This window comes from Undibacterium sp. TC9W (assembly GCF_049339865.1).
Lineage (GTDB): Bacteria > Pseudomonadota > Gammaproteobacteria > Burkholderiales > Burkholderiaceae_D > Undibacterium.
The window spans coordinates 70,794-81,993 of sequence record NZ_JBMPPJ010000024.1; the positions used below are offsets into that span (position 1 = coordinate 70,794).

At 47.3% G+C, this 11,200-nt stretch carries 7 protein-coding genes; all 7 read left to right on the forward strand.

Features of this window, described 5'->3' with window-relative positions; translation table 11 throughout:
- The first annotated feature begins 201 nt into the window (after positions 1-201).
- Positions 202-1,839, forward strand: a complete 1,638-nt coding sequence (locus tag ACO0LN_RS25145; protein WP_422978619.1) for a response regulator — start codon at positions 202-204, stop codon at positions 1,837-1,839.
- 60 nt (positions 1,840-1,899) lie between these two features.
- The gene (locus ACO0LN_RS25150) at positions 1,900-2,595 is read left to right on the forward strand and encodes a methyltransferase (protein WP_422978621.1); all 696 of its coding nucleotides are present in this window, start codon (positions 1,900-1,902) and stop codon (positions 2,593-2,595) included.
- Positions 2,596-2,597: 2 nt separating this feature from the next.
- Positions 2,598-3,833, forward strand: a complete 1,236-nt coding sequence (locus ACO0LN_RS25155) for a hypothetical protein (RefSeq protein WP_422978623.1) — start codon at positions 2,598-2,600, stop codon at positions 3,831-3,833.
- Positions 3,830-4,645, forward strand: coding sequence for an arginase family protein (locus ACO0LN_RS25160; protein ID WP_422978625.1), 816 nt, complete (start codon positions 3,830-3,832; stop codon positions 4,643-4,645). The genes ACO0LN_RS25155 and ACO0LN_RS25160 overlap by 4 nt, the downstream gene beginning before the upstream one ends.
- Before the next feature lie 159 nt (positions 4,646-4,804).
- Positions 4,805-5,845 carry an ABC transporter substrate-binding protein gene (locus ACO0LN_RS25165; protein WP_422978627.1) on the forward strand — a complete coding sequence of 347 codons (1,041 nt, stop codon included), beginning with the start codon at positions 4,805-4,807 and terminating at the stop codon, positions 5,843-5,845.
- A gap of 66 nt (positions 5,846-5,911) precedes the next feature.
- Positions 5,912-8,377 (forward strand): response regulator, encoded by a 2,466-nt coding sequence (locus ACO0LN_RS25170; protein ID WP_422978635.1) that lies wholly within the window; start codon positions 5,912-5,914, stop codon positions 8,375-8,377.
- A 267-nt stretch (positions 8,378-8,644) separates the two neighbouring features.
- The gene (locus tag ACO0LN_RS25175) at positions 8,645-10,807 is read left to right on the forward strand and encodes a S46 family peptidase (protein WP_422978629.1); all 2,163 of its coding nucleotides are present in this window, start codon (positions 8,645-8,647) and stop codon (positions 10,805-10,807) included.
- The last annotated feature ends 393 nt before the right edge of the window (positions 10,808-11,200 follow it).

Here is an 11,200-nt window from a genome sequence, read left to right on the forward strand (position 1 = left end):
CATCTCATTCGTCATTGAATCTTGTATTGCTTATTCTTCATTATTATTTTTTAAAAAATGCTAATATGCTTACAAGGTCATGTAATAAGACCATCTGGCACGTAGGCGTGATGTTTTTGCAAGCAAGATAATTTCTTGGCAAGAAATAGCTACGGCTGGGACAGCGCCAATATGAGCATTTAGCTAATGCCAGGAGTTCAGATGACAGTATCCCAGATGCAAGCCCGCATTTTGATAGTCGATGATGAAACCGCACACATGCAGGCATTGTGTGATTTGTTGCGTGACCATAACTATGAAACTACAGGCTTTGCCAATGGCATCGAAGCGCTGGCATATCTTCGTAACAATGCATTTGACTTGTTGCTGACAGATTTAATGATGCCTGATCTTGACGGCATTGCCATGGTTGAGTCTGCCCGCAAGATTGATGCTGATCTTGCCTGTATAGTCATGACGGGTGAAGGTAGTATCACCTCTGCAGTCAAGGCGATGAAGGTCGGCGCACTTGACTACATTATCAAACCATTCAAAATTTCAGCAATCCTGCCCGTGCTGGTGCGTGCCCTTGAGACGCGTCAGCTGCGCATGGCGAATGCCAGACTGGAGCAGCAACTACGCGAACATACTGCCGAACTGGTAATCTTGAATCAGGATCTGGAGCAAGCCAGGATGCAGGCAGAAATTGCAAATCGTGCAAAATCGACATTTTTGTCGAATATGAGCCATGAATTGCGCACACCTCTGAATGCCATACTTGGTTTTGCCCAGATTCTGGCATCTGATAGTCTGCAAACCAGTCTTGATGAGAAAAAAGAATTCGCCAGGCACATAGAGGAAGCTGGCAGCCATTTGTTAGCACTGATTAATGAAATTCTTGATCTGGCAAAAGTAGAGTCAGGGGCGATGAAATTAACTGCAGAAGTCATCACTCTTGATGAGGTATTTGCAGAGTGTAAAACAATGATAGAACCGCTGGCCCAGAAACGCGGAATTAATGTCAGTTTTGCAGAAAACACTTGCCTGCATGTGAATGCTGACCGGATTCGCCTGAAGCAAGTATTGATTAATCTGTTGTCGAATGCCATCAAATATAACCGTCAAAATGGCACGGTCAGTGTTGTAGCACATCTGGAAGATGATCTGCATGTCTGTATTCAAGTCATCGACACTGGCGTTGGCCTTAGCACCGTTCAACTGGAAACCATTTTCCAGCCCTTTAACCGTCTTGGGCGCGAAGTATTCAATGAAGAAGGAACCGGCATAGGTCTGTCACTGGTCAAACACCTTGTCGAGGCAATGGATGGTCGCATAGGCATCAATAGCCAGGTAGGTTCAGGCAGTACATTTTGGGTCAGATTCCCCGGTTCTGCTGCCGACAGCCAATACCGGCAACCAGACATTAAAACGATGTTTTATGAGTCTGCGCAGGGCCCAAAATCAAGTACGCAAAAATGCCTGCTATATGTTGAAGATAATCCTACCAATCTGAGGCTGGTCGCCGAATTGATACGCCTGCGCTCTGACCTGATTTTATTGACCGCTACGGACGGCTTGTTGGGTATAGAGCAGGCACGCCTGCATTTGCCAGACCTTATTTTGATGGATATCAATTTGCCAGGTATAGACGGTATAGAAACCATGCGGTTTTTGCAGAGCGACCCGAGGACTGCGCACATCCCGGTCATTGCTGTGACTGCAAACGCAATGCCTGCTGATCTTGAAAATGGAAAAGCAGCTGGTTTTTTTTCTTACATCACCAAACCTATCAATATTGAAGAGTTTGGATTGGCGGTGGACAAAGCAATGGAGTTCGTTGCAAATAAAGCTTCGATTTAAAGCATCAGCATCGTCATGCTGATGAACACTTTTTAGTGTCTTACGTCAGAAAGGATGACCATGGAGCAGACATCAACAAATAGCCTTGCACACATAGACAGGTGGCAAAAGAACAGACAAAAGGCATTCAAGACTATCCCTTCTGAAGGAAAAGTAGTGAAATATCTGGGGAAAGAATTCCAGGTTTTTCCTGAAACCTTCTGGCCATTCACAGATAGCCAGCCGCTGGTGAAGAGTTTTAAAATTAAATCGGGCGAAAGCGTGCTTGATGTAGGTACTGGCTCCGGGGTGATTGCTATTTTTGCATGCTACGGCGGCGCCAGCAAGGTGACGGCTGTCGATATTAATCCTGCCGCTATTAAAAGTGCCAAACACAATGCAAGGCTGCATGGTTTTGAAAAACTCATGAGAGTCAAAAAATCCAACCTGTTTCAGGAACTGGAAGGAGAGCAGTTTGACGTCATTACTGCTAACCTGCCATTTCGCAACAAGCCCGCACATGACGTAGTCGCCAGTTCGCAATGGGATACTGATTTCAAGACGAATACGCAATTTTTTGCAGAAGTTGGCAAGTACCTCAAACCAGAAGGTCGTATTTATTTTTCTCAATCTAATTTTGGTGCCATTGATGAGATCAAGGCATTGGCAAAAGCTGCCGGTTTGACTGTCAGAACACTGGCGAGCGCAGCGGCAGACAAGGCAGAGACAAAAAAATTCTATGCCTTTGTGATGAGGCGTGCAAAGCAGCCGGGTTAATGATGGACGTCATAGACGCTGTCAATGATTTGCGCCAGATAGCGCATACCGATCTGGCCGCGCGGGTCAAGAACGTGGCAGTTATTCTGACGTCGCCCAGATCTGGCTCCAGCCTGCTTAAAAGCGTGTTGTCATCGCACCCCGGGATTGCCTCACTTGACGGTGAAATGGAACCATTTCTTGCGCTGACGAGAAATGGTTTTTCCTTTAATGCAGACAGCGATGCACTCAAGTCCATCAATAATCAAGACGTCTTGCTTGATAATATTTTTGATGACATGACTTTTCCCTCGGAGGGCGAGTCCGACTATGTATTTTTGAAAAACAGATGGCGTAAACGTCTGTTAATGCAGTTTCCAGCCTTATTCTCTGAAGAGCGGGCCTATCACCAACTCCTGCACGACCTGGAGGCGGTTTTTCGTCTGGCGACAGAAAAGAGTATGCAGGGCGAAGCTATGCTGCAAGATCTGGTGCTTTCGCGTGTGTTTAAAAGTGAAACCTGGAGACAGGATTATTACGACGGCAAAAAAAATCCTGCAGCCAGTCATTATTTTAATGAACCTTTCAAACTCGAAGAACCGCCATTCGTTATCCCTCGCCAGCATCGGCGACAGTTGGAATCTGCTGATGTTGAGCAAAAAATCTTGCTATTCAAGACCCCTCCAGATGTGTACAGGATAGGCATGTATGAACAGTTGTTTCCACATGCCAGGATCAGGTATCTGCATCTGACCAGGGGTTATGCGCAATCAGTGAATGGCTTGATGGATGGCTGGTTGTCACCGGTTGCTTTCTTTTCACATGATCTGGAGCGTATAGGACTCGATTTATCAATCAGGGGATATTCCGATACCGTGAGTTTTGGCAAACGCTGGTGGAAATTTGATTTGCCTCCGAACTGGCAAGAATACTTGAATAGCAGTCTGGAAGAAGTCTGTTTGAATCAGTGGTTATCCGCACATCAGGCCATTATTGATAGTCGGGTTAGCTCTTTGTCTGTTTCATTTGAAGAGTTTTTATCAGACCCTGCTGTAATCATGCAAAAAATTACTTCTTATCTGGGTTTGCCAGAAATGCGGAGTTTACCTGTTTTTCCAGTGACGATGGCGACGGAGGCACCCAAAATTCGACGCTGGCACAAGCGTGAAACCGATTTGCTACGCATGGGGAAAAGAAAGGATGTGCAAATGATGATGGATAGCTTAGCTTATTCCATGAATCCGGAAACCTGGTTATGAATAAACACTTACTCATTCCCTTTCTGACGGGGCAAAGAAGGGATGGTCTTGGCCGCGTTAATGACGTCAGTACACATCCCTGGGAAATATTGAATGTTCCTGAGTTCAAAGAAACCGCCATTTCTGACGCGAATGAAAAATTGCGCAGAATGGGGCAGATTTATGCAAATCTGGCTATCAGGGTCCAGCAAATCACTGAGCAAGGTGACCGGGCAGTGTGCATAGCTGGTGATTGTTTTTCTACTATAGCTGTAGTGACAGGACTGCAAAAAGCGGGCAGGCAACCTGACCGCATATTGTGGCTGGACGCACATGGCGATTTTCACACCTGGGAAACCACGCTCACCAAATACCTGGGCGGTATGCCTCTGGCCATGTTGGTCGGACGGCGCGACAGACGCAAGAATGAGCGCGATGCCATTGGCGCTTTTTTAAAGGAACTTGGTATCAAGGCTTATCCAGAAGAACAAATCATTCTGTCTGATGCCCGGGACCTGGACCCTGGGGAAAAAGAATTTTTGGAAAGTTCAAAAATCCGGACTTGCAAAATTGAAGAGATCAGCAAATATCTATCACTGGATGAAAACATTTATTTGCACTTTGATACCGATGTGATTGATGACAGGCCAGAAATGCCTGCACTTAAATACCATGTCCGGCAAGGGCCATCTCATGCACAGATATCGGCACTTTTTTCTGTATTGCGGCAATTTAAAATTGTCGCAGTGTCTGTTTCTGCCTGGCACGAAGAACAAGACCTGGATAATAAAACCGCTATTGCTTGCTTAAATTTACTTGAGGAACTAGAATAAAAAACAATGTTTCATCATTGCATGATGTGATGCAAGTTGCAATGCAAGCGCATGCAAAATAAATGCTTGTACCACTCTTGAATGTTCGACGCGGCTCTCACGCTTGTCTTATACAATATTGCATGAGTTGGTAAAGTGGATTGAAAAGAGGGAAGCGGCATGGCAGGCATCAAGCTCGGGCAATTTTCTTACAAGTCAGTTCTCATCTGGCTTGCCTGTATGCTTGGTGCATTCCTTTTCTTGAGTTTGATTTATGTCTGGCTCATTCGGTCACCAGCGTCCAGGGCACCACTGGAACAAGTTATCATCGCTACCAATACTGAATATGTAGGCACCTGTTCCATTACCGCAGCCCGCGAGCGGGGTTACTTCGCCAAAGAAGGTATTGTTGTACTCATACAGTCACATTCCAGTGGCAAAGCTGCCATGGAAGCCGTCGTTCAGGGGCAGGCACACCTCGGGACTGTAGCCGATATTCCTGTCATGTTTGCCGGGCTGGACCAAAGACCGGTTGCAGCGATAGCCACCATTTTTAAAACTGACAAAGACCATGGCATAGTCGGACGCCGTGACCGGGGCATACTGCAGCCTGCAGACCTCAAAGGTAAGCGGGTCGGCGTCACGCTCAGCACCTCAAGTCATTTCACTCTAAGCGCTTTTTTGAACCGCCAGAAACTGTCGGTCAAAGACGTGACCATGATTAATTACAAGCCCGAAGAGTTTGCTGACGCGATAGAGCGCGGTGAAGTCGATGCAGTCGCCACATGGGAGCCATTTCTGAATACCATGATGACCAGGCTTGGTGATAATGGCGTAGTTTTTTATGGCAAAGATGTGTACGAAAGCCTGTACAACGTAGTTGGTATGCGCAGTTATATTTCTGCTGAGCCAGAAACCATCAACAAGGTATTGCGGGCACTTGATCAGGGAAGTAATTACTGCAATGAGATGCCTGACGCTGCCCGCATATTGCATGAGGCAGGAAAAAAGACCAATACTAAAGAACAAAGAACGGCATGGACTACCTATCGTTTTGAAATTGGTCTTGACCAGGGCTTATTGCTAGCACTGGAAGATCAGGCCAGGTGGGCAATCAAGAACAAGTTGACCAATAAGACCGAAGTACCGAATTACCTTGATTATATTTATCTGGACGGTATGGAAAAAGTCAAGCCGTCGGCAGTGACCATCATTCATTGAGATTCCAAAGTGAAAATTTCAACCCGGCTGAAATTTGCGGAATTAATATCTTTAGCCATCGTGGCAATGATTGTTGTCATCCTGTTGTCCACCACTTTGCAGATGAAGCGCGAGATCGCCAAAAATGAAGCGGCTGGCGAGCTATTGCAGGCAGTAACTTCTTTGCGTTATCTCACACTGGAATATGCCTTGCGTCACGATGAACGCACCAGGGCACAATGGCAGTTACGCAGCACCTCTTTGGCAAAACGTCTGGCTGGCCAGGAAGAATTTACCGAACCGGCGGATAAAGAGGCAATAGCCGAATTGAGAGATGGTAACGAAAATATAGCGCAACTCTTTTCTCTTTTGGTCGGCAATCATCGAGAGTTGATGAAGGAAAAAGATAAGGCCGAGATACTGGAGGAATTGGAGTCCCGCTTATTGGGGCAAATCACCAATAAAACCCAGGCCATGATTTCTGATGCCTTGAGTTTGTCTGAACAAAGCCGTATCGGTGCCCTGAACGCCCAGCAGCGGGCCTTTAATGCGGTGATTCTGTTTGGTGGCATAGTGGTATTGGTCGTGACTATCACTATCTATATTACGCTGCGCAGTGTCAGCCGGCCTCTGGAAAAACTGCGTGAAGGCACAGCGATTGTCGGCGCAGGCAATCTCGATTTTTCCCTGCGGTTTGACAGCCAGGACGAGATAGGAGATTTGGCACGCGCATTTGATGGCATGACAGAAAAACTCAAACTGACCACTGTCTCCCGTGATTCCCTGGTTGATATTAACGAAACCTTGCAGGCAGAAATCATAGAGCGTCAGCAAATCGAGAAAAAAGCACAGGCACAGCTTGCCCGCTTGAATTTGCTGCATCAGATTACCCGTTCGATAGGAGAGCGGCAAGATTTACGGAGTATCTTCCAGGTTGTCATCCGTAGCCTCGAAGACCATCTTCCTGTGGATTTCAGTTGCGTTTGCCTTTATGACCAAGGTAAAAACCAGTTGCAGGTCACCAGCGTTGGCTTGCACAGTGAGTCTTTGGCGCAACAATTATCCATGACCCAGAATACCCAGGTCTCTATAGATGAGAACGGCCTGTCGCGCTGTGTACGTGGACAATTGGTCTATGAAGCGGACATCAGTAAAGTTGATTTTCCTTTTCCTCAAAGACTGGCTGCTGGCGGACTCAATGCCCTGGTGATGGCGCCGCTGAGGGCAGAAAGTACCGTGTTTGGCGTGCTGGTCGTCGCCAAACGTGAAGCTCATAGCTTTAATAGCGGTGAATGTGAGTTTTTAAGACAGTTGAGCGAGCATGTGGCGCTGGCTGCCAATCAGGCACAACTTTATACCGCGCTACAACAAGCATATGATGATTTACGCCAAACCCAGCAATCCATCATGCAACAAGAACGTCTGCGTGCGCTGGGGCAAATGGCTAGCGGTATAGCTCACGACATCAACAACGCAATCTCGCCTGTTGCACTTTATACTGAATCCTTACTCGAAACAGAAAAAAACCTGAGTGCTAAAGGCAGAAATTATCTGGAAGTCATTTCGCGTGCAATAGATGATGTTGCCGCAACTGTCGCCAGGATGAGAGAATTTTATCGCCAGCGCGCACCACAATTATCTCTGTCGCCTGTCAATGTAAATAGCCTGGTCCAACAAGTCATAGACCTCACCCGTGCCAGATGGAGCGACATGCCACAACAACGCGGCATTGTCATCAATGTGCATACCGAGCTTGCACCGGATTTGCCGGACATCATGGGCGTGCACGGTGAAATAAGGGAAGCGCTGACCAATCTGATTTTCAATGCTGTTGATGCGATGCCGGAAGGCGGAGTACTCACTTTACGCACCAGTATGGTTCAGGATTTGCTGGAATCGACTAAGGAAGTCATCTTAAAACAAGTCCACATTGAAGTCAGCGATTCAGGTGTAGGCATGTCTGACGATACCAGGCGCAGGTGTTTGGAGCCGTTCTTTACCACCAAAGGTGAGCGCGGAACCGGGCTGGGCCTGGCCATGGTCTATGGCATGATAGAAAGGCATAGTGCTCATATCGACATCCTGACGGAAGTTGGCAAAGGTACTACCATGCGCATGAGTTTTCTCGTACCCACGACAGTCAGCCCAATTGCCAGAACACCGGCTACAGAAACTGTGCCTACACACCGGCGCATACTGGTGGTTGATGATGACCCCATGGTTTTAAAGTCCTTGCGCGACATACTGGAGATTGATGGCCATAGCGTATTCTCGGCTGACGGTGGTCAGGCCGGGATAAATGCGTTTAATGAGGCGCATGTAAGAGGGGATACTTTTGCTGTTGTCATCACCGATCTTGGTATGCCATATATCGATGGCCGCAAGTTGGCCAGCTCCATCAAGGAAGTGTCACCCACGACTCCCATCATCATGTTGACAGGTTGGGGGCAGCGCCTGGTCGATGACGGTGACTCACCCTCGCATGTGGATTGCGTGCTGAGTAAACCACCCAAACTATCAGAGTTGCGTGAGGCGTTGAGGAAGATACTGTGATCTTTTGATATCCAAGCCAATACTGTCATGACTTGCTTTTAATGCCTGCTTGCTGGCGAAAACAAAAAAATATCTGAATTGCAATCTGCTGACATTTAATATCAGTTTCTAAGCCTCCAACTGCCAAAATCCACGTAATTCATCAAAGTTCGCACAAAATAGTGAACTTTCCCTCTGTTTTTAAGACTAAACTGTCGCGCCTTGGACTTGCTCCAAGGTACCAAGAGGGAATCATTCATAATTTTCACATCTTTTTATAACAATATGATGAAAAAAACACTTACCACGCTGGCGGTCATGAGCCTATGCCAGATAGCTAGCGCAGATGAAGGCATGTGGATGCCTCAGCAGTTGCCACAAGTCGCCAAGCAACTTAAGGCAGACGGCTTAAAACTGGACCCTGCAACATTGACCAAATTGACTGAGTTTCCTATGGGGGCCATTGTCAGTCTCGGCGGTTGCTCAGCTTCCTTTGTATCCCCACAAGGCTTGGTCGCAACCAACCATCACTGCGTCTATAACAGTGTTGCCCACAATTCAAAGCCAGAGCGCAACTTGCTGGCAAATGGATTCCTAGCGAATAATCTGGAAGAAGAATTGCCTGCATCTCCTGGCTCACGTATCCTGGTGACCAAGGAAGTCAATAATGTCAGCGGCAAGATCATCGACAAGAATACCGCCAAGCTAAATGGCAAGGCACGCGTCGATGCCATCGAAAAAAATTCCAAAGCGATAGTCGCCGAATGCGAAAAAGATGTTGGTCATCGCTGCAACGTCTATCCTTACTACGGTGGCCTTGAGTATTACCTCATCAAACAACTGGAAATCAAGGATGTGCGCCTGGTTCACGCACCGCCTGAAGGCGTAGGCAAATTTGGTGGTGATACCGACAACTGGATGTGGCCGCGCCACACCGGTGATTACGGATTTTACCGCGCTTATGTCAGCAAAGACGGCAAATCTGCCGACTACAGCAAAGACAATGTACCTTACGTACCAAAACATTTCCTGAAGCTGGCCAAAGACAATCTAAAGGAAGGCGACTTTATCATGGTGTTGGGCTATCCAGGTCGCACCAACCGTCATCGCCTACCATCAGAAGTCGCATACACATTTGACTGGAACTATCCGACGTTTGTGAAGAGTTCAGGTGATATGCTGGCCATCATCGCCAAGGAAACCAGTAGCAATCCAGATGCGAAACTCAAATACGCCGGTCAGGTTGCAGGCATCAATAACTACTACAAAAACCGTCAGGGTATGCTCGACAGCTATGCGGGCAGCGATATCCTGGCACGCAAAACCAAAGAGCATGAAGAGCTGAAAGCCTGGATCAACAGCAATCCCGCACGCGCCAAAGAATTTGCCAGCGATATTGATCAGGTAGAAAAATTGATCGCAGAGCGCGATGCTCTGGGTAAGCGCGATTTTTACCTGGCCAGTTCTTCTCCACGCTTCTTGTCTACTGCGCGCACTTTGTACCGCTTGTCGAATGAATCGACAAAAGCGGATGCGGAACGCAAAGCAGGCTTCCAGGTACGCGACCTGCCTCGCTTCAAAGCTTCAGTAGATGCGGTCGAACGCAACTATGATGAAAAAGTCGATAAGGCTCTGGTCTTGTACAACCTGAGCAAATACGCCGCACAAGCCAAGGCTGACCGCAATGCCAATTTTGATGCCGCATTGGGTATCAAGGATGGCATGTCTGAAGCTGACTTGAAATCCCTGCTTGATACCTTGTATGCTGGTAGCAAACTGGGTGACAAGGCAGCACGCAGCGCGTGGTTGACGGCAAAACCAGAAGACTTCAAAGCCAGCAATGACAGTTTTGTCAAAGCAGCCGTGGCGATGTATGAAGGTGGTTTGAAGCGTGAAGCTGAAGATGAAGAATTGATGGGCAAAATCCAGCAAGCCTATGGCAATTACATGAAGGCAAAAATCGCCTACATGAAGAGCAAAGGGCAGGCAGTATATCCAGATGCCAACAGCACCTTGCGCGTTACCTTCGGCAAAGTGACTGGGCGTGATCACGGTACTGCTGATGGCCTGGCATGGAGCGCCTTCACGACAGTCAATGGTATCCCGCCAAAAGCAACCGGCACTGGCGAATTCAATGCACCAGCTGCACAATTGGCTGCCATCAAGGCCAAAGACTTCGGCAAATATGTTGACCCGCAACTGAAGACAGTTCCGGTGAACTATCTGGCGACTTTGGATATCACCGGCGGTAATTCTGGTTCCGCTGCCCTGAATGCCAAAGGTGAATTCATCGGTCTGGCATTTGACGGCACTCTGGATTCGATTATTTCCGACTGGGACTACAACAAGGCCAACTCCCGCTCTATACAAGTTGATCTGCGTTATATGTTATGGCAGATGAAGCATGTAGATAAGGCTGATCGTCTGTTGAAGGAAATGGGCGCAGAGTAATCAAGCAACTGCCTCAAAGTTAAAAGCCCTGCAAGTCACATTGCAGGGCTTTTTTATCTGATGATGTTAAAGCTCGTATTTATTGCCTGCAGTGGAACGGATAGGGTGCGTGTCATAAATCAAATCCAGATACTTTATCTTGTTGCTATCCGCATCAAACGTAAACAGGTCCATGACTTTGAAGGTGATTAAAGTCCCGTCACGAACTGTCCAGTCATATTGGAAATAAGCTGTTGCATGATGTTTCTTCGTTGTGCTGACAAAGAGAGCCTGTAAAAAAATCTGTGTAAGTTCTCCCGGAACTATTGGTGAGCGTTGATGCGCTCCCCAAATTCTATATCAAAGCGATTCAATGCCTGTCGCCAGTGTTGTATAGGCATGGTCCATTTCTTT

Bases quoted from the DNA above. Each gene is read 5' to 3' on its own strand.
- ACO0LN_RS25150 (WP_422978621.1), top strand. From the start codon at position 1,900: ATGGAGCAGACATCAACAAATAGCCTTGCACACATAGACAGGTGGCAA.
- ACO0LN_RS25175 (WP_422978629.1), top strand. From the start codon at position 8,645: ATGAAAAAAACACTTACCACGCTGGCGGTCATGAGCCTATGCCAGATA.
- ACO0LN_RS25155 (WP_422978623.1), top strand. From the start codon at position 2,598: ATGGACGTCATAGACGCTGTCAATGATTTGCGCCAGATAGCGCATACC.
- ACO0LN_RS25170 (WP_422978635.1), top strand. From the start codon at position 5,912: ATGATTGTTGTCATCCTGTTGTCCACCACTTTGCAGATGAAGCGCGAG.
- ACO0LN_RS25160 (WP_422978625.1), top strand. From the start codon at position 3,830: ATGAATAAACACTTACTCATTCCCTTTCTGACGGGGCAAAGAAGGGAT.
- ACO0LN_RS25165 (WP_422978627.1), top strand. From the start codon at position 4,805: ATGGCAGGCATCAAGCTCGGGCAATTTTCTTACAAGTCAGTTCTCATC.
- ACO0LN_RS25145 (WP_422978619.1), top strand. From the start codon at position 202: ATGACAGTATCCCAGATGCAAGCCCGCATTTTGATAGTCGATGATGAA.